The sequence below is a fragment of the Shimazuella sp. NTD250 genome, assembly GCF_059510375.1.
Genome location: NZ_JCAJZS010000001.1, coordinates 232,203 through 251,681, shown reverse-complemented (window position 1 = coordinate 251,681; position 19,479 = coordinate 232,203). Strand labels below are relative to the sequence as shown.

The following is a 19,479-nucleotide window of genomic DNA, read 5'->3' as shown; positions in this document are numbered from 1 at the left end:
ATCTTATCCTTTTGATTTGAATAGTAGTGAAGCTAAGAAAGAAAATACGATAGCTGAAGATATTCCAGCACTTGTCACTTCAAAGATACCTGTTATAACCCCAACAAAACCATCTTTTGAAGCCTCTGCTAGTGCACCATGTACCAATGCATTGCCAAAACTTGTAATGGGAACGGTGGCACCTGCACCTGCAAAATCAATCAGAGGTTTGTACCAGCCCAATCCGCCTAAAATGGCACCGACTACTACTAAAGTACTGGTGGTATGTGCAGGTGTTAGTTTAAACCCATCCATCATAATCTGACCAATAACACAGATCAGTCCTCCGATAACAAATGACCATAAAAAAATCATTCTGTTTCTTCGCCTCCTTCTGCTTCAAAGGCTACTGCATGTGCGATGCAAGGGATACTTTCTTTTTGCTGATAACTAATCGGAGACAATAAAGCTCCTGTTGCTACTACCAAAATCTTACGAAGTTCACCTCTTCGCATACGATTGAGAATATGTCCAAATACAACACAAGCTGCACAAGCACAACCACTTGCGCCGGCTAAAACTGGTTGATCTTCTCGATAAATTAATAACCCACAGTCTCCAAACCTGTCTTCTGTGATTTTTAAGCCATGTTTTTTTAATAAATCAGCAGCTATATGGTGTCCGACTTTCCCTAGATCACCTGTTAAAATCAAATCGTAAGTGGAAGCATTTACATTCAAATCCCGGAAGTGTGCTTCTATCGTATCGACAGCTGCCGGTGCCATTGCGACTCCCATGTTAAAGGGATCTTGAATTCCCATATCGACAACGCGTCCAACTGTAGCAGAAGTCACCTTTATGCCCGTTTTTTCTGAAGTGACCACTGCTGCTCCAGCACCTGTTACTGTCCATTGAGCAGTAGGTGGTTTTTGTGAACCGTATTCGGTGGGATAACGAAATTGCTTTTCGACAGAAGCATTATGACTAGATGTTCCTACTAGTACACGTTTTGCATAACCACCATCTACTAATAGTGACCCTAAGGCAAGACTTTCCATCGAAGTAGAACATGCCCCAAACAGTCCCAAATAGGGTATCGTTAAAGTACGAGCCGAAAAATTGCTGGAAATGACTTGGTTCATAAGGTCTCCAGCTAAATAAAATTGCATGTCATCTTTTTTATATCCAGCTTTATCAATAGCTTTTTCGCAAGCTTGTTCCAATAGTTTTTTTTCGGCTTTTTCAAAACTATCTTCTCCAAGCCATAAGTCACCGTGCAGAATATCAAAATCATCGGCTAGAGGTCCCTGAGCTTCAAAAGGTCCTCCAACGGCTGCTGAAGCGGAAATATAAGGAGTATTGGGAAATACCCAGGTTCTACCTTGTAACACTTAAAATCCTCCTAAAAACTGCGAAATAACCACTTTTATGATTCCGATTACAAATGCAGCAAATACACCAAAAACAATGACAGAACCCGCTAATTTAAACATGTTTCCGCCAACTCCGAGTACATATCCTTCCGAGCGGTGCTCGATTGCCGCAGATGCCATTGCATTTGCAAAGCCTGTTACAGGAATAGCAGTACCAGCACCTGCTTTTTGGGCGATATGATCATAAACTCCTAAAGCTGTTAATAATACAGAGAGGAAGATGAGAGTAGCTACTGTTGGGTCTCCTGCTGTTTCTTTCGTAAAGCCAAAATAGTGCATATAAAAGGTTGAAATCAATTGTCCAAGGAGGCATATTCCTCCTCCATAAAAAAATGCACGAACACAGTTTTTAACGATTGGTCGTTTTGGTTCTCTTTGTGTCGCAAAATCTTGGTATTCTTGTTGTATTGGTGTCAATTTCTTTTTCTTTTTATCTGACATGTTTTTCCTCCATTTTTATTTATTTCAACATTGGTTTAAGGTCGTAAATAATCAAGGTTAAATCTTCTGCACATTGCTGATACATTTGTTTTGCTTTTGTATCATTCGTTTCTAATAAAAAGCTTTCACAATCTGCTTTTGCTTTTTCTAAAGTTGCTAACAATAATTGTCGTGTAGATGCTTGTGGAATTTGAATTACATCATCAAATAAATCAAGGTACAAGTCACCTAATGTATCAATTTGAGCAATGAATACATTGTCAACAGATACTCCGATTTTATCTAATTCGGTATGGAGCCAACCTCGATTTAATCCCATGACTGTCAAAGGTTCATCCATAATGGTTCCATCTAAAATCACGGTTTGAACCCCTGTACTAGGAGATACTTCTACACCTACATCTTTAGGGGTTATAGGTTGACGATTTGATTTTAATAAGGCATTTATTTCTCCATCTGATTCCATAACCGCAAATTCTACATCTGATACGTTAAATATTTGCTTACTTCTCAATTGTTGTAATAAATCTTCAGGTGAATATCGGAGTTTCATTAATTGATCTTCCATTATCTTTCCATCTTTCATGACAACTGCTTCTCTTCCGTGAATGAAATCTCGTACCCATTTGCTTTTTAAGGAGAGAAAACTGAGACCAGTTCCTAGTAAACCCCAAGTAAGCAAAGCAATAGAACCCAACACGACAGGAACAAGATTTAAGGAAATTGCAGCTGCAATAACTCCTATTGTCATCGCAAACACAATATCAAAGTAGGTCATCCTTGAGGCAACTTTTCTCCCAAGTACTCTTGTTAGAGCAAGGACAAGCAAAAGAAAGACGATAGAACGAATAATAATCTGAAGCCAATCTGGCACTTTCGTTTCTCCTTCCTAGCTAAAATCCCTTGTAATTTGGTTCTTCGAATTCCATTTTTTGAACACGTTTCTTTAATCGAGTGATCACAACATCCAATTTTTGTGCATTAAAACGTAGAGATTGCGCAGCTTCTTCCTTTTGCGTGATTTGTTCCAGTATTTGCATAGTCGACTGCGCTCCTTCTAAACAGACCAATGTCTGCTTAACCTTTGCATATGTAGTCATTTGTCTCTCCTTACCCAAACCTCATTTTTGTCATTTATTTCCTATAGAAATGGGTTTTAAACAAACTGATGCTAGATTGTTCTAGAAAACAAGTCGTTACCGGATTATGTTTTTTGCAAATCTCTAAGTAGAGATAGAAAAGCAGAGTTATAGATTGAGGGCAATCTCATAAACGAAAAGATGAGATGCAGGAGTGATAGGAGATGATTTTGTTTGAGGGACGAATACAAAGTGAGATTTCAAAAGCAGCTTGGTATTTCGTGTTTGCGAGTTGAGGAGTGGGAAAGTTGTTGAAGTAGATTTTTTTTGCGGGAAAAATAATGGATTATCATTAATGATTCATAGAACTTTTCTTCCTCCAAATTGTGATTAAGAACAATGCAGTTGAAACCAACATGATGAAACATGCACCAGTATAACCAAGCAGATTACCAAAATGAAATAAATCATTTATGTTTCTTGGAGACATAGTAATAAGATAAATAATCGGTGCAGTACAATAAATTATACGAATCGTCTCTATGTTTGTTAATTGACTAAAACCAATCACTGCAAAATAATAACAAGCGACAAAGGAAGTGAAGATTTTCAAAATCCAAATGGCAAGCATGAAGGTTTCAAATCGTTCAAATAAAATACCAGTAAATTCAAACTGACGAAACAATTCAATAACTGGCCATGTTTTAATAGAGGCTCCTTCTATTCCGAGACTTCCAATAGTCAAAAGAAAGGTTGTCACATAAAAAACTAAAGGTACGACAATACCTATAATAGATACTTTGATGGCTTTTTGTGGTTCTTTCATAAAGGCAAAAAGGACAAGCATGGATTCCATTCCTGTTAAAGGGAATAGAGTAACTTTCAATCCTTTCATTACGGGTATAATTCCAGATTCCATTACAGGGCGTAAGTTATTAATTTCAAAGGTTTTTAAACTAAGAAGAAAAACCAAGACAAAAACGAGGATCGTGGGCGGTAATAAAACCTCAAGAAGACGTACAATAGGGTTGATCCCTCCAACTACTACATAGACTCCTAGACAGATAAAGGGTATGGCAACTGCCATCGAAGGTGTTGTAGGAAGTAAGTAAAGTTTCATTAGTTCGGACATTCCACGAACCTCAAACCCACACCATAATAAAAAATACGCAATAAAACAGATGCTAAGTAGTTTTCCAAGCCACTTCCCAATAATCTCTTGACTAAACTGATAAAATGTTTTTTGTGGAAATCGTTGACAAAGTTTTACGATCATGATGCCAAATAAGATATGAATCAGTTCTGAGATCAGTATCGATATCCAACCATCAGCATTTCCCGTAGCTTCTGCAAGGCTTCTTGGCAATTGCAGAATGCCAAGAGCTAAAGTATAGGAGATAATAACGACAGCAGCCTGTGGAGTGGTGATCTGGTCTTTCCGATTGAACATTGTCCTACCTCTTTGTTCTAGGAGTTTTAGACGGTTAACGTTAGTATTCAGTTTTTCCTTACATAAGGTTTAATATGTGGGAAACCGATTGTAGTTGGAAGAGGATATTTTAAAGAGGAAATAAAAAAAGAACAAACAGAGGGAATAACATAGTATACCCTCTGTTTTAAGCGTTCATGATAGCTTATATCTTTGATAGTAAATGATCAATCCATTTTATTTCTTGTTGTATTCTTATTGTAGAAAACTGGATTACTTCATGTGTAAAAATGCTATTTTCTATTGGATAATCAGCAGGGAATCTTTTGGCTAATAGGTTTGTTAGGTATGATTTTCTCATGTTTAAAATATGAAAGCGATCCGCTTTTTCAATATGATCAAATAAAGCAACTCTTATTAAGAACTCTATGTCATTCTTGGCATTTTTAGGGTGGAAGTCTTTGATGATCTGACAGAGCAATACTCTGCCTATGTCTGTTATATAATAGACATGTCGATTGGGTTTTCCAGTCTGTTCATCGGTTTTTTTTAAGATTGCTCCTTTTTCTTCAAAACGACGTAAAGCAGGGTATAACAAATTATGATTAACATCCACTAAATCGCCAAGTTGATGCTGGATGTTTTTTTTGATTTCATAGCCATACTTAGGTGAAAGTTCGATTTGATATAATACTAATAAATCAATATACATATTTATCCTTCTCTTTACTTGTACTTTTGGGTGAACTGTTTTTATCATAACAAGTTGGGTGAATGGGATCAATGAATGTGTTTTTAACGATAATTTTAAATTTGTGTTTGCAGTATTCTAAAAATGATCATTACCGCTACTTTTGTAATTTTGACTAGAATCCGATCGATGCTTTATTCTCTCTTTTTTCCCATTTTCCAGGATGCCGCATCATAGTGGATTTCTCCTATTTTATTAAAAAAGTATTTGTTAGTCTGTTCGTTTCTTTGGGAATTCTATATAATGATGTTAGTTTTATTCCATAAAATCGGAGGTCTATTTTTCCGTGTTTGAAAAGCAAACAAAGTTAGAAATACATACAGAGTCTTTGATAAACCAAACAAAATCAATCTGGAGCAGTATGATAAATGATCCTGTGTCCTTTCTTCTTATTCCGATAGTGAAGACAATTTTTATCATTTTGCTTACTGTTATAGCTGCAAGGTTTACGGATCGATTGATGGATTGGTTGTTTCAACATAGTAGAGTAAAAGGAAGCCAAGCAAATACCTTTCATAAATTGATGAAATCAATAAGCAGGTATGTGATCTATTTCATCTCTTTTATTACCATTTTAATAAATATGGGATTTAATCCGGTTCCTGTTTTCGCTAGTGCGGGAATTTTCGGTTTAGCCATCGGTATCGGTGCCCAAAATTTAGTACGGGATATAATATCAGGGCTTTTTCTTATTTTTGAAGGTCAATTAGAAGTTGGAGATGTAGTTCAAATAAATAATGATATTATCGGTACAGTGGAAGAAGTCGGACTTCGTATCATCAAGATTCGTGAATACAATCAAAGGCTTCATTATTTACCGAACGGAGAAATCATGCAAGTTACGAATTATAATCGTGAGAAAATGAGGGCAATTGTTACTGTAACTGTGCCATTTGAGATAAATATGATAAGAATGGAGAAAATTTTATCTGATGTTTGTGATGATATCTATGAAAAATGTGATTTGTGGATTTTAGAAAAGCCAGAAGTAACGGGGATTACGAACATAGATCAATCTGGTGTTCATGTTACGGTCACTGCCTTATGTGTACCTGATGAATATATCAAAGTGGAGCGGCAGATGCGGATAGAAGTAATTTTGGCTTTTCAGCGCAATGGGGTGGAAATCAGTTATCCAAGTCACTTGATCCTGCAACCTGCTCAGTCGGTTCACAACACATAGTATCATTCTAATTTAATTCTGTTTAAGAATAATGCTTTTATAAATTAATGAAAGACAGCAGTATGGTAATGACTGCTGTTTTTCCTAGTGTTTTTGAATTCGGAAAGCATTGAAACTCATTTGAAAATACTTAACAGAGTTAATAATCATAATAATAAATTAAAGATAGACATCATATTCATTATTAGATACTCTATTAAAAAGGAGGCTGATGTTTGTTGAAAAATAGTGTTGAAAGCGATTACAAAAAGATTGTCCAATCTCCGCTCTTTCAAGAATTGATGAGCAAGAAGAAGAGATTTATCATCCCTACTACCATTTTCTTTTTTGTATTTTATTTTGCCCTTCCGATCCTTACATCTTACAGTACTGTTTTAAATCGTTCTGCTATAGGTCCTATTTCTTGGGCTTGGATATTTGCGCTGGCTCAATTTATTATGACATGGGGATTATGTATCTTATATTCAAAAAAGGCTAAATCATTTGATTCTATGGTGGAAAAGATTAAAAAAGTTGGAGGCGAAAATAAGTGAATTATACTGCGTTTTGGCTATTTTTACTGATTGTCGCTATTACACTTGTCATCACTTTTTTCGCAGCCAAAAAAACGAATACGACCAATGAATTTTATACTGCTGGTGGCGGTTTATCAAGTTGGCAAAATGGATTGGCGATTGCAGGAGATTATATGTCAGCAGCATCTTTTTTAGGGATAGCTGGAATGATTGCGCTTACTGGATTTGATGGATTTTTTTATAGCATTGGCTTTTTGGTAGCATATCTTGTCGTGCTCTATCTGGTCGCAGAACCACTGCGCAACCTTGGAAAATATACAATGGCAGATGTCATTGCATCCAGATTTAAAAATAAAAATATTCGCGGTGTTGTCGCTTTGAATTCGATTGCAATTTCTATCTTTTATATGATCGCTCAGTTAGTCGGAGCTGGTGCATTAATTAAATTATTATTAAATCTGGACTATGCTACAGCAGTATTAATTGTCGGAGTCTTAATGACGGTTTATGTTGTTTTTGGCGGTATGATGGCAACCAGTTGGGTTCAAATTATTAAAGCTGTGCTGTTATTAGTCGGTACATTGATTATTTCTATTATGGTTTTTGCAAAGTTTGATTTTAGTATCACGAACATGTTCCAGCATATGAAAGAAGCTACTCCATTGGGAGATGCTTTTTTAAACCCCGGTAACAAATTTAAAGATGGCTTGGATAATATTTCGCTTAACTTGGGACTTGTCCTCGGAACAGCAGGATTGCCTCATATTTTAATTCGATTTTTTACCGTGAAAGATGCACCTACTGCTCGTAAATCAGTGGTAAATGCCACTTGGATTATCGGAATTTTTTATATTATGACTATCTTTTTGGGATTCGGTGCAGCTGCTTTTGTGGGTACAAATGTCATTGAAAAAGCTAATAAGGCAGGGAATATGGCAGCTCCATTACTGGCAAAAGCGTTGGGTGGAGACTTTTTATTTGCCTTTATTTCTGCCGTTGCTTTTGCCACCATTTTAGCAGTAGTTGCAGGTTTAGTATTGTCAGCTGCTTCGTCTTTTGCTCATGATTTTTACAGCCATATCATTCGAAAAGGTGATGTGAGTGAAAAGGAACAGATGAAAGCAGCAAAATGGGCATCTGTCGGGGTATCGGTAATTTCAATCCTATTAGCGTTATTTGCGCAAAAACTAAATGTAGCTTTCTTAGTTGGGTTAGCATTTGCCGTTGCCGCTAGTGCGAACTTACCCGTTATTCTGTTTACGATGTTCTGGCGCCGCTTTAATACGACTGGCGCTATAGCAAGCATGTTAGTTGGTTTGTGCAGTTCTATCATTTTGGTGGCGATCAGTCCAAATGTATGGAGTCCAGAAGTAGGAAAGGCGATATTGGTAGGAGATCCGCTGATCAACTTAACCAATCCGGGAATTATCTCCATACCGCTAGGTTTTTTGGCAGCATATCTTGGAACGATTTTTTCTTCTAACAAGGAAGAAGACAATTTTGATCAAATCTTGGTACAGTCACAAATAGGGTTAAAGGAATAGTAGAATAATGTTTTGTACTACATTTGGTTTGGGATAGATATCGTTTTAATATTGAATGTAACAAGGAGGTTAGGAGATAGCCTCCTCTTTTATAGTGTGATCATTAAGAATGTGATCACATTGACTTATAAGTTATTTTTATTAAAATTAATAATGGAGCATTAATCGATGCTTCTACCCAACATGTCTCGAGGAGGCAATGTGACCACCCCGTCGAATGAGAGCGATGAACAGGACACTTCCCAGACTTCCCAGGCCCGAATGGGTGACATGGGGCAGACACACCCGTATCCGGGGATGGACTGGACGATGGAATCAAGAAGCTGGACTCCCAGCAGCAGTAGTCAGTCGCTCCATCCTTGATTGGTGCGGTACATGGTTTGTGTGGCTCAGCTCGAACGAGCCGCACAAACTCCAATTTTTTACGATCTTCATGCGACTCTTTGAAGGATAATGTCCAGAGGAATTCCATATACAGTAAAAAGAGCCTCTATCTTAAATTTGATAGTGGCTCTTTGATTACCATTTAAATTCCTCTTAGCTAACTGTGCTTTTCTATTCTACTCGCGTTTTCTTTTCTGCTTTTCCCAGCAAATAATCTGCTAGTATCGCTAGGATTGCCGTGATGATCGCACTGCTGTAAATTTTAACCGGGTCACGCAAGTTTATCCCGGAATAAATTTCTTTTCCTAATCCTTCTCCGCCGATGAATGGAGCAAGGGTAGCTACTCCAATGGCGATAACGGCTGCAAGCCGGATGCCGGAAAAAATAAAGGAGAGAGAAAGTGGAATTTGTACCTTGCGCAAAATTTGAAACTTGGTCATTCCTACACCTTTACCTGCCTCTAAAATACTTTGATCTACTTCCTTAAGCCCAACATATGTATTGCGAATGATCGGCAAAAGAGAGTACAAGAATAGTGCAATCACTACCGAATAAAATCCGATCCCGAATATAACCATTAACATGGCCAGTAGTGCAAGGCTGGGAAATACTTGGATTAAGTTTGCAACGGCTAAAATATATTTTCCCACTCTTTCATTTCTAGCAGACAAAATCCCAAGTGGTATGCCGACGATCAATGCTAACAGCAAACCACATGCCACCATGACGATATGTTGACCAATAAGCACGAGCAAGTTGTCCCAGTTGTATTGAAAATAGCGGATTACTGTGTCCATTTTTCTCACCTCACTTCTTGAGAAGTCCTTGTTGCTGCAAAAAATCTTTTGCCACTTGTTCCGGTTCTTGCATATCAATGTCTACTTTTGCATTTAAGGTACGAATCGTATCGATATTTATTTTCCCACTTAATTTTTGAAGAGCTTTGTCTACGTTTGGATATTTTTTCAACGTGTCCTCTGAGACGACGGTGGATGCATCATAAGGTGGAAAAAAGTGTCGATCGTCCTCTAAAGTCACAAGATGATATTGTTTAATCCGCGCATCAGAGGAATAGGCCAAGACGATATCCATTTGCTTACTTGCAACTGCTTTGTAAACTAAGTTAATTTCCATTGGAAACACATTTTTAAAAGATAAACCGTATGTTTTGACAAATGGTTTGTATCCGTCATTGTCCCGTTCCATCCAAGAAGTGTCTACACCAAGACGCATATTTTTGGATACTTTTTTAAGATCAGAAATCTTTTTCAAGTGATATTTGTCTGCTACTTCTTTCGTTACGGTAAAAGCGTATGTGTTTTCAAATCCGAGGGGATTGAACCATTTAAAATGATAATATTTGGAAAAGCCGCGTTGAGCTTGGGACAGTACTTTTTGTTTATCTTTTGTCTGCTGGATAGGAAACCAATTATTAAAGATCTCACCTGTATAGAGGGTGCCTAATTGAATTTCATTTTCTCGCAGAGCATTGACGATAAAAGGGCTGGAAGAAAGGTCCGTCTTTACATCGACATTTACATTGGAATTTTGTTCAATTAAGTATTTGTACATATATCCTAATATTTTCGTCTCGGTAAAGGTTTGTGTTCCTACGGTGATGGTGTCTTTTGAAGAGCATCCAGCTAGCAAGATCATGAATGATAGTGCAATAGGAAGTAATGCTTTTTGTAGTTTCATATGTATACAACAGAATCCTGTTGGACTACCTCCTGTTCTGCTGAGAACCTATGCGGATTGTTCCCGGCTTGTAGTTTGATTGGTTAAAAACTTCTCCAAGACTCCAAGGAGAAAGTCGATTACAATTGCTAAAATCATAGTAGTAATAGAGGAAGCAAAGATGAGAGGTTTATCATAAACACTCAAACCTCCATAAATTAATTCACCAAGTCCACCTGCACCGATCAATGTGGCTAAAGTTGCCCAACTGATAATATAGATGGTGGTTAAGCGAATTCCCGACATCAGGTAGGGAATAGCTAGTGGCAGTTCGATCCGGAATAATCGTTGCTTTCCATCGTAACCCATTCCTCTTGCAGCTTCGATGATACTCTCATCGATGGATTCAAACCCTGAGTAGGTATTACGTAAAATAGGAAGCAAAGAGTACAAGAAAAGTGCAACGATAGCTGGAAACTTTCCGATTCCTATGAGGGGAATCAATATTGCTAATAACGCTAAGCTTGGTATCGTTTGAAAAACGTTTGTGATGGAAAAGGCGATAGATCTAAGCCATGTGTGTTTTGTTTTCACTAAGTAAATTCCAAGAGGTACAGCAACGATAATTCCAAGCAATAAAGCAGTTCCAGAGATAATGAGATGCTGGATCATAGCGTTCCACAAATCACTTCCACGAGTAGCAAATATTTTTATATATTCCATTTAAGACCCTTCATTTCCATTCGTAGAATAAATATCGGATAGATGACCGACGATGGAACCTCTCGTGACCAATCCAATTAAGGTTTGATCCTTTTTGACGACTGGTACATAAGGCAGTTTGTGTTCATCCATCAGATCGATCGTCTGGTTGAGCAGTGTGTCAGGAGAAATGACATGTTCAAAAGTGTGCATAATATCCCCTACACGTTTGCTTTCATCTCGAAATTGTTGAATAACATCATAAATCGTGATGTAACCTTGAAGCCGATCATTAGCATCTACGACGATTAAAGAATCCACTTGTTTGCGTTCCATGATTTTGATAGACTCTGCAAGCCCTTTAGAGGGAAGGATGGTAACAGGTTTACGAGTCATGACTTCTTCCGATTCAGGAATTGCCTCAAATTGTGCCAGTCTTTTTTTGCCGATAAAGTTTTTCACAAATTCATTGGCTGGACGGCGCAATATTTCTTCTGGTGTTCCTTCTTGCAAAATTTTTCCGCTCCGCATTAGAACGATTTTATCCGCAATTCGAAGCGCTTCATCCATGTCATGTGTAACAAAAATAATGGTTTTCTTGATATCTTTTTGCAGGTGTATCAATTCATCCTGTAATTGTTCTCGACTGATTGGATCAAGTGCACTAAAAGGTTCATCCATTAAAATAATGGATTGTTCGGCAGCAAAAGCACGGATAACCCCTATACGTTGCTGCTGTCCACCGCTTAGCTCCGAAGGGTAGCGACTTCGAAATGTATTTGGTGCAAGTTTAACCATCTCTAAAAGTTCATCTACTCGTTTTTGAGTGCGCTCTTCATCCCATTCTAAAAGACGAGGAACTACTGCTACATTGTCTGCGATTGTCATGTGAGGGAACAATCCAACATGTTGAATTACATATCCAATGCTTCTCCGCAATTTAACGGGACTGATGGTAGAGATATCTGCATCATTGACGAGTATTCGTCCTTTTGTTGGATCAATCAAGCGATTGATCAGCTTCATAGTGGTGGTCTTTCCACACCCACTTGGACCAATGAATACAGTTATTTCTCCTTCTTTGCAATGTAAATTTAAATTTTTCAACACAGTATGGCCATTATGATATTGCTTGTAAACATTTTCAAATGTGATCATTCGTTTTCAACCCATCCTTTACTCTCGTAAAAGTTTCTGTCAGTTATAAAATAAAATGATTTCTCGATTTTCATCATGCTGTTATTGTGTCCAGAAGAGGATAAAAAGATGAGGCATTGATTTGAAAGATTTACATAAGTAGAGGTGATATTTCGCTGAACGAAGAAAAATCTTTTAAACTAATGGTAAATGTTTTTATATTATTATGCAAATCAATGACAATTAACTATTATTAAGAAATTTACAAACAGTTAACATTGTATGGAAGTACGAAGAAAAATATTTTGTTTTTCTATATAATAAAGACAGAGAGAGGAATGAGAAAAATATTGATATTTTATTTGGAGTATGTTTTTTAATTGGGATTGTTTTTTGCTTATTCAGTTTCTTTGTGGGGGATTTTTTTGGTGATGTATTTCATATCCACATCCCATTTTTACAGCCCATATCCTTATTTGTAGGGATAACCATCTTTGGTGGTGCAGGATTTATTCTTACTAATTGGACATTTCTAAATTTAGAGCAAATACTCCTTTACTCCGCTAGTTGTGCTCTGTGTGGAGTTGCATTTTATTATTATTTGGTAATCCGTCCAGCTGAACGAACAGAAAGCTCTACAGGATTTAGTGTACAAGATTTAATAGGGAAACAAGGTGAAGTCTGGATTGGGATACCCGATGATGGATTTGGCGAAGTGCTGATTACCATGGCAGGTGGCAATACAAATCATATCGCAGCAAGTATGGATGGTAATCTGATTCCCGAAGGTGCCAAAGTGATTGTACGAGAAGTGAAAGATTCGATTATTTATGTAGAGAATGTGGAAGGATGAATCTATTTGTTAATTTTACAAACTGCGGGAATCGTTGTTGGAGTTATTATTATTTTTTCCATTGCCTTTTGGGCTAGATACAAAACAGTTGGTGCTGATGAAGCAATGATTGTAACTGGTAACATCTTAGGAAAGAAAAATGTACTTGCAGATGACTCTGGTCGGAAGCTAAAGATTATTCGCGGTGGCGGAGCTTTTGTTGTTCCGATTTTCCAGCGAGCAGAAAAATTAAGTTTGCTGTCTCATAAATTGACGGTTCACACACCAGAAGTCTATACGGAACAAGGTGTTCCCATTATGGTAAATGGTGTGGCAATCATCAAAATTGGTAGTTCTTTGGAAGATGTGGCAACTGCTGCCGAACAATTTATGGGGAAAACAAATGAAATATTAAATGATGAAGCCCGTGAAGTATTAGAAGGTCACCTTCGTGCAATTTTAGGAACGATGACAGTAGAAGAAGTGTACAAAAATCGTGAGAAATTTGCTCAACAGGTGCAAACAGTGGCTGCGCGTGATTTGAAAAAAATGGGTCTGAGTATTGTTTCTTTTACCATCAAAGACGTAAAAGACAAAAATGGGTATTTGGATGCTCTTGGACGTCCTCGGATTGCCGTAGTTAAACGAGATGCAGATATTGCGGAAGCAAATGCGATCCGTGATACAGAAATTCAAACTGCAAAAGCAAGAGAAGAGGGAACAAAAGCTACTTTGATAACGGAGACCAATATCGAAGAATTCAAAAAAGATAAGGAATTAAAAATAGCTGCATTTAAGATTGAACAAGATAAGAAAAAAGCAGAAGCGGACCAAGCATATTCCCTCCAAGGAAACAAAAATAAACAGCAAGTTGTCGAAGAAGAAATGAAGATTGAATTAGTCCGGAAGCAAAAACAAATTGAGTTAGAAGAGAAAGAGATTTCGCGTCGAGAAAAGCAATATGATGCAGAAGTACGCAAAAAAGCGGACGCAGATCGTTATGCGAAAGAGCAAGAAGCGATAGCAAATGGTTTCCAACAAGAAGCACAAGCAAAAGCAGAGGCTGCTGCGATAAAAGCAAAAGGGCATGCTCTGGCAGAAGCGGAAAAAGCAAAAGGTTTTGCTAAAGCAGAAGTAGAAAAGATGGAAGGTACAGCAGAAGCCGAAGTCATTCGGGCAAAAGGGTTAGCCGAAGCAGAGGCCAAACAGAAACTTGCAGAAGCCTTTAACAGGTATGGGCAGGCAGCTGTCTTGGACTTGATTGTAAAAATGATTCCAGAACTAGCAAAACAAATCGCCAGCCCCCTTCAAAATATTGATAAGCTGACAGTAATTGATTCTGGTGGTGGCGAAGGAGCTACAAAAGTTAGCAATTATGTTACTCAGTTAATGGCTCAAACTCCGGAAATGGTAAAGCAAGTATCCGGAATTGATGTCGAAAAAATGCTGACAAATTGGAATTCTACTCCAAAGGCTCCCCAAGAAGAGGATGAAGAAAGCGAGTAGGTAGTTTAGGGTGGTTATCTAATGGATAGCTGCCCTTCTTTGTCTCATTTAACAGTTGATTTTTCGTTTATAATCTAAATATGTTACTTTATACCTTTTGTCAATAGGTTGCAATTGATCTAGTAACAAATCAATGATAATTTTAAGATATATTAACTTTTGAACGTGAAAAATGAATAAATGAGTATAAATAATTTACAGGAAAAGGAGGATGACGGTGAACAGGTTTTATTTGTTTCCACAATTGCGTCCTAAGGGAAAATACTACCAACTGAAACGAACGCCAAGCCCAAGTCAGCCATCTTCCCAACAAAAATTAGCTTGGGATGGAGTGATTGAATATCTCACTTTAAAAAAATGGTTTCGACGCTTTCCGTTTCGTTTCAAAGAACCTTGGATTTCTTGGGAATTACATGCAAATGGATCAGAGTTAAATTATTACTATTGGGCTCCTGATGCCACACATGGTTATGAAATTGCTCAGCGGCTTGCTGTCGTCGATCCAACGCTAGAAGTTACGCAATCCGAAGCTCCAGAGCCTTTAAATTTTAAACAAGCACACTACGGGTACAAAATGCAATTTGAAAAGAATTTTTGCTTGCCTGCTGGGTGGGACGCTTCGCTCGAACAAGCATTACATGAATATTTAAGTAAATTAAAAGAGAAACAACGCATTGTTTGTCAATTTCTCGTGAGACCTGTATATGATTACCAAGTCACTCGTTCTTTTACCAAATCATTGCACTCCCTAGAACGAGGAGGAGGAGATACAGACGAAAAAAACCGCCTCCATGCAGCGATATTTCAGAAGCAGCAACAGCCAAAAGCAGAAGTAGTTATTCGTTTACTCAGTTTTGCAGAGACACTTGAGGAAAGCAAGCAAATTTTAGAGCCTTGTGCCCAAATCTTATCCGTATCGGATTCTGCTGAAAGCAATTATTTAAACTGGCGAGAATGGTGGAGAATGATCCGGCCGCTATTTCGATATGAATTTGAACATAAATTGTTTCCCTTTCGAAAAAAACAAAATGCTTTGATCATGGGGTCAAGTGAGCTTGCTAAGTTAATTCATCCGCCCAGTTATACACCGTCATCGAAAATGACTTGGTTAGGTGGTAAGCGAATAGCAGAACCACTAGATGTAAGAAACCAACAAAATCAAAACAAAGGTATTAAGATTGGGACGATGGAAAAAAACTTAAATATTCGTTCCAATCGGTTATCTATCCGAAATTTAGAGAGTCATTTTGCGGTTTTTGGCGAAGCTGGCACAGGAAAAACCACTACTTTGCTCAATGTGCTGGTTGATTATATAAAGGAGAGAACAGATGAAAATCGGCTAGGTTTCACGGTGATGGATATACAAGGCAAGTTAGCTAATCAGTTGTTAGCGAGAATTCCTAAATCATTGCATCACTTAGTGAAAGTCATTCGCTTTAAAAGAGGACAGTATCCGTTTAACTATTTTGATATCGATTATGCAAAAACAGATTATGAAAAAGCTAGGATTGTTTTGGAGATTTTCCGGCGGCTTGGAAAAGATTATTGGACGCCATTTGTTTCCGATCATTTATTATATGGTGCACAGGCCTTGTTGAAACTGAATCGAGCGACGTTGTTCAATTTGCAATTATTAATTGAAGATAATGATTTTTGTCAAAAAGTGATCCGCGAACTCAATCCAGCACATCCCATAGAAGCATCTATGGCAAAATTTTTGCAGCGCTATTTGCAAAATCCAGAAGAGAGTAACTGGAAAGAGGAATTTTTCAATAATTCGATGATTACTCGTTTAAGAGAAATCAATATGTCTGGAATGAGTAATACACTCAATCATTACTCCAATGGAATTCGATGGACAGAGGCACTAAATGAAGGACACTTTCAAATTTTTGATCTTTCTGGGTTGAATTCGGGGGACCGTCCAAGAATGGGCGTATCCGTCATTACGATGTTCCATTGTGCCATGCTTCTCCGGGAAAAACAACGAACAAATGGAGAGTATATTCCATTGCATCCTTTTGTGCTCGATGATGCCAGTATTTACTTAAATCAAGCATTTGGGGATTTAGAGTACTTTCTGCATGAGGCGAAAAAGTATCGGATGCCGCTTTGGATGGGGTTGCCGGGGATTACAAATTATATCAATCAATCAGTAACAGAATCTATCTTCCGAAATGTAGAGACGATACTTAGTTATCGGGTAGCTAACGCAGCAGATGCAGATTTTATTTATGAACATATGCATACTTTAGGTTTGGATTCCCTTGATTTCCAGACGCTTGACCCCTTCTATGGTTATTTACAGATGGCAATCAATAATGCAGGTCAACGAACTTATGCGTTTACAAATCGAGGATATCTACCTGAAGCTCCTGTTTCTACCCAAGCGGAAATAGATGAGCTCGAGATGGCTTACTTAGGCGAAATCAATAAAAGGGAGCAAGAGTGGGAAATGGCTCCTTGGAAGCCTGAAAGTGAGCCGGCAGAAAAAGTGAATCAAAAGGCCGTGGGGTTAGATGGAATCGATGAATATATACAGATACTATATGGCAACTCTTTAGGTGCAAATTCAATCAAACCCTTTTAACCATGAAATACATGTGGAGGTACCGGAATGAAACGATTTCATCTTATGCCTTTTGCGATTCCGAAAGGAGTATACTACAAGTTAACCATTCAAGCTGGCGATAAACCAAAGTACAAACCAATGGCGCAAGTATGGAATCAAATGATTCGATTTATGAAACGACGTTGGTATGAACGTTTACCTTTTCTGATCCAGGAACCTTGGGTTGCTTGGGAAATTCATGGTCATGCTGGAATTACACAATATGGTTGTTGGGCGTCAAACAAACTTTATGGAGATAGAATGGTTGATTCCCTGCAATCAGCATATCCAGATATTCAAGTAAATCCATCAGAAAAGCCACCAGCAATTGATTATACTCGTCCCCATTCAGGAGCTCGTCTGATGTTGCAATATGATTATTCCCTGCCCTTAAATGTTGCCTATCCTGATGATCTAGAAACACATGCGAATTTATTGGAATTGATCAGTCAGCTAAAAGAAAATCAGTCTGTGATCTGTCAATTTCTCATTCGTCCTATGTATGATCGTCAAGTAGAGGGTGCATTCTCTCGAGCCATCCGGGATATAAAAAGAGATAAACGTGCACCTAGCGGGGAAAATCAGTTGTATCTGCAAGCATTGCAAGCAAAGAAGAGTCGGATGAAAGCCGAAGTGGTTATCCGAATTTTAGCATTTGATCAAACGAGAGAAGATGCTGACCAACTTGCAGATCAATGCAGCAAAGCTTTTAGTTGGATGGAACATTCCCATTTTAATCGTTTCCATGTACGGGAATGGTGGCAGACGATTAAACCATTATTTCGCTTTGAATTCTCCAATCGCATTTTTCCATTTCGGTTGAAAAAAAATGTGGTTGTACTGGGTGATCAGGAATTAGCTGGATTGGCCAGGGTTCCGGCGATGCCACGGACAGCCTTTATTCATAATCAAAATATGCAACTTCCCTTAGCTCCAAAAGAAATACAAAAAAATGCAGGAAAACCCGAGACGGTATATTTAGGTATAAATGCTCGCGGTCCCATCGAAAATAAGATCCACCTCCCGATTGATCATCTCGCTGAAAATATGGTTATTTTTGGTCGGGATGGAATGGGAAAAACGACATTTTTGCTTCATTGGTTGCTGGATTTTTTAGAAAAGCGAACAGATGAGAATCGATATGGGTGCACCGTGCTGGATATGGACGGTACGTTAGCTGATCGTTTATTAACGAGACTTCCAGAGAAGTTACATCCATATGTGACCACTGCCCGCTTTCGAGATTGGAAGTTTCCCTTTAATCCTTTTGATATTGATTTTCCTCAAGCAGAGTATGGCTATGTCGGAGAGATTTTACGCCGCTTGGATGCAGAATTTTGGGGTCCTCATGTACCAGATAGCTTTATGATGACTGCCTCAGCTCTGGATTTATTGGATCAGGGATCTTATTGGAATATGCAGCGTGTATTCGAAGATCCAGAATACGCTAAGGCGATATACGATGGGGTTCCGGAAGATAGCGATCGAAATCGATCATTGCGGGAACAATTGAGAAAATATATTCATGCGGAAACAGGAGTCGTCAATTGGCCAAAAGAGTTGATTCGAAGTCCTTCTCTGACTCGTTTGCGGTTATGGAATTCAGGTCCGATGGGGCGAATTTTAAACCAACGGACAGATGGTTTCAGATGGCTGAAAGCGATTAACGAAGGACATATTCAAATTTTAGATCTAGCAGGCCTTACCTATGATCAGAAAAAATTAATCGTATCGAAAGTCTTTATGTTCTTTGAAATATTTTCTTATCCTAGAGAAATGAAACGGATGAGAGGTCAATATTTACCGCTTCATCCGATCATTCTAGACGAAGGTTCCTACTATATTAATGATGTAATGCCCAATCTATACGGATTTCTAAAAGATTTTACGCATAATCGAACCCCGTTAGTATTGACTGCATCAGGTGTAAAGGATTATTTAAGTCCCCAAGTTTTAGATAGTTTATTTCGTCAAGTTGGCAATGTCGTTTCGTTCCAAGTTTCTCCCACTGATGCAGAAGTGATCGCAAGGGGGATGAAAGATCGAGCTGGACAAGTAACACCAAAAGATTATGAATGGATTTTGCCTCATCATGCTTATATGAAATTGGTTCCCAAAAAAGATGCGATCTTTGTCAATAAAACACCAGAACTCGAGATTATACCAGATGAAAAAAAGATTCAGCAGTTGTTGGATCAGTCTTATGACAGAGCAATGGCATATGAGTTAGAGAGAAGAGAAAACAAGCCAAGAAAACATACACCTATTGTTTAAG

19 protein-coding genes are annotated in these 19,479 nt (G+C 38.0%); 8 read left to right on the top strand and 11 right to left on the bottom strand.

The features are described 5' to 3' along the window. Positions 1–3 precede the first annotated feature (3 nt). The 7 genes from spoVAE to AC5WOF_RS01290 all read right to left on the bottom strand — a co-directional run bounded on the left by spoVAE (position 4) and on the right by AC5WOF_RS01290 (position 5,073). Positions 4–354, bottom strand: coding sequence for a stage V sporulation protein AE (gene spoVAE, locus AC5WOF_RS01320; protein WP_496048152.1), 351 nt, complete (start codon positions 352–354; stop codon positions 4–6). Beyond that, the gene (spoVAD, locus tag AC5WOF_RS01315; protein ID WP_496048151.1) at positions 351–1,370 is read right to left on the bottom strand and encodes a stage V sporulation protein AD; all 1,020 of its coding nucleotides are present in this window, start codon (positions 1,368–1,370) and stop codon (positions 351–353) included. Before spoVAD ends, spoVAE begins: the two co-directional genes overlap by 4 nt. Beyond that, positions 1,371–1,853, bottom strand: a complete 483-nt coding sequence (gene spoVAC, locus AC5WOF_RS01310; RefSeq protein WP_496048150.1) for a stage V sporulation protein AC — start codon at positions 1,851–1,853, stop codon at positions 1,371–1,373. 19 nt (positions 1,854–1,872) lie between these two features. Beyond that, positions 1,873–2,727 carry a DUF421 domain-containing protein gene (locus AC5WOF_RS01305; protein ID WP_496048149.1) on the bottom strand — a complete coding sequence of 285 codons (855 nt, stop codon included), beginning with the start codon at positions 2,725–2,727 and terminating at the stop codon, positions 1,873–1,875. Positions 2,728–2,746: 19 nt separating this feature from the next. Further along, a complete protein-coding gene (locus AC5WOF_RS01300; RefSeq protein WP_496048148.1) occupies positions 2,747–2,953 on the bottom strand; it encodes a DUF1657 domain-containing protein in 207 nt (68 codons plus the stop codon). A 331-nt stretch (positions 2,954–3,284) separates the two neighbouring features. Beyond that, on the bottom strand, positions 3,285–4,382 hold the full coding sequence (locus AC5WOF_RS01295; RefSeq protein WP_496048147.1) for a GerAB/ArcD/ProY family transporter: 1,098 nt from the start codon (positions 4,380–4,382) through the stop codon (positions 3,285–3,287). A gap of 184 nt (positions 4,383–4,566) precedes the next feature. After that, positions 4,567–5,073, bottom strand: a complete 507-nt coding sequence (locus tag AC5WOF_RS01290) for a PadR family transcriptional regulator (RefSeq protein ID WP_496048146.1) — start codon at positions 5,071–5,073, stop codon at positions 4,567–4,569. 325 nt (positions 5,074–5,398) lie between these two features. On the opposite strand from AC5WOF_RS01290, the gene AC5WOF_RS01285 reads away from it, so the two are divergent. The 4 genes from AC5WOF_RS01285 to AC5WOF_RS01270 all read left to right on the top strand — a co-directional run bounded on the left by AC5WOF_RS01285 (position 5,399) and on the right by AC5WOF_RS01270 (position 8,808). Then, positions 5,399–6,295, top strand: coding sequence for a mechanosensitive ion channel family protein (locus AC5WOF_RS01285; protein WP_496048145.1), 897 nt, complete (start codon positions 5,399–5,401; stop codon positions 6,293–6,295). A gap of 215 nt (positions 6,296–6,510) precedes the next feature. Then, positions 6,511–6,828, top strand: coding sequence for a DUF485 domain-containing protein (locus AC5WOF_RS01280; RefSeq protein WP_496048144.1), 318 nt, complete (start codon positions 6,511–6,513; stop codon positions 6,826–6,828). Continuing rightward, on the top strand, positions 6,825–8,354 hold the full coding sequence (locus AC5WOF_RS01275) for a solute symporter family protein (RefSeq protein ID WP_496048143.1): 1,530 nt from the start codon (positions 6,825–6,827) through the stop codon (positions 8,352–8,354). The genes AC5WOF_RS01280 and AC5WOF_RS01275 overlap by 4 nt, the downstream gene beginning before the upstream one ends. Before the next feature lie 226 nt (positions 8,355–8,580). Next, a complete protein-coding gene (locus AC5WOF_RS01270; protein WP_496048142.1) occupies positions 8,581–8,808 on the top strand; it encodes a hypothetical protein in 228 nt (75 codons plus the stop codon). Between the two features lie 101 nt (positions 8,809–8,909). Here the strand turns inward: AC5WOF_RS01270 and AC5WOF_RS01265 are convergent, their stop codons facing one another. From AC5WOF_RS01265 to AC5WOF_RS01250, 4 genes are read right to left on the bottom strand one after another with little or no spacing between them, the layout of a single operon-like run. Next, a complete protein-coding gene (locus tag AC5WOF_RS01265) occupies positions 8,910–9,536 on the bottom strand; it encodes an ABC transporter permease (RefSeq protein ID WP_496048141.1) in 627 nt (208 codons plus the stop codon). A 10-nt stretch (positions 9,537–9,546) separates the two neighbouring features. Further along, positions 9,547–10,437, bottom strand: coding sequence for a glycine betaine ABC transporter substrate-binding protein (locus tag AC5WOF_RS01260; RefSeq protein ID WP_496048140.1), 891 nt, complete (start codon positions 10,435–10,437; stop codon positions 9,547–9,549). Between the two features lie 48 nt (positions 10,438–10,485). Continuing rightward, entirely contained in the window at positions 10,486–11,139 is a 654-nt protein-coding gene (locus tag AC5WOF_RS01255; protein ID WP_496048139.1) for an ABC transporter permease, read from the bottom strand. Next, positions 11,140–12,276, bottom strand: a complete 1,137-nt coding sequence (locus AC5WOF_RS01250) for an ABC transporter ATP-binding protein (RefSeq protein ID WP_496048138.1) — start codon at positions 12,274–12,276, stop codon at positions 11,140–11,142. 256 nt (positions 12,277–12,532) lie between these two features. Between AC5WOF_RS01250 and AC5WOF_RS01245 the strand changes: the two genes are divergently transcribed. The 4 genes from AC5WOF_RS01245 (at position 12,533) to AC5WOF_RS01230 (ending at position 19,478) form a co-directional block, all read left to right on the top strand. Next, complete coding sequence (locus AC5WOF_RS01245) at positions 12,533–13,108, top strand: NfeD family protein (RefSeq protein WP_496048809.1); 576 nt, start codon at positions 12,533–12,535, stop codon at positions 13,106–13,108. Positions 13,109–13,114: 6 nt separating this feature from the next. Continuing rightward, entirely contained in the window at positions 13,115–14,593 is a 1,479-nt protein-coding gene (gene floT / locus AC5WOF_RS01240; protein WP_496048137.1) for a flotillin lipid rafts scaffold protein FloT, read from the top strand. A 217-nt stretch (positions 14,594–14,810) separates the two neighbouring features. Continuing rightward, positions 14,811–17,183: a helicase HerA domain-containing protein gene (locus AC5WOF_RS01235; RefSeq protein WP_496048136.1), complete on the top strand. Its 2,373-nt coding sequence runs from the start codon at positions 14,811–14,813 to the stop codon at positions 17,181–17,183. A gap of 27 nt (positions 17,184–17,210) precedes the next feature. Beyond that, entirely contained in the window at positions 17,211–19,478 is a 2,268-nt protein-coding gene (locus AC5WOF_RS01230; RefSeq protein ID WP_496048135.1) for a putative type IV secretion/conjugal transfer ATPase, read from the top strand. The last annotated feature ends 1 nt before the right edge of the window (position 19,479 follow it).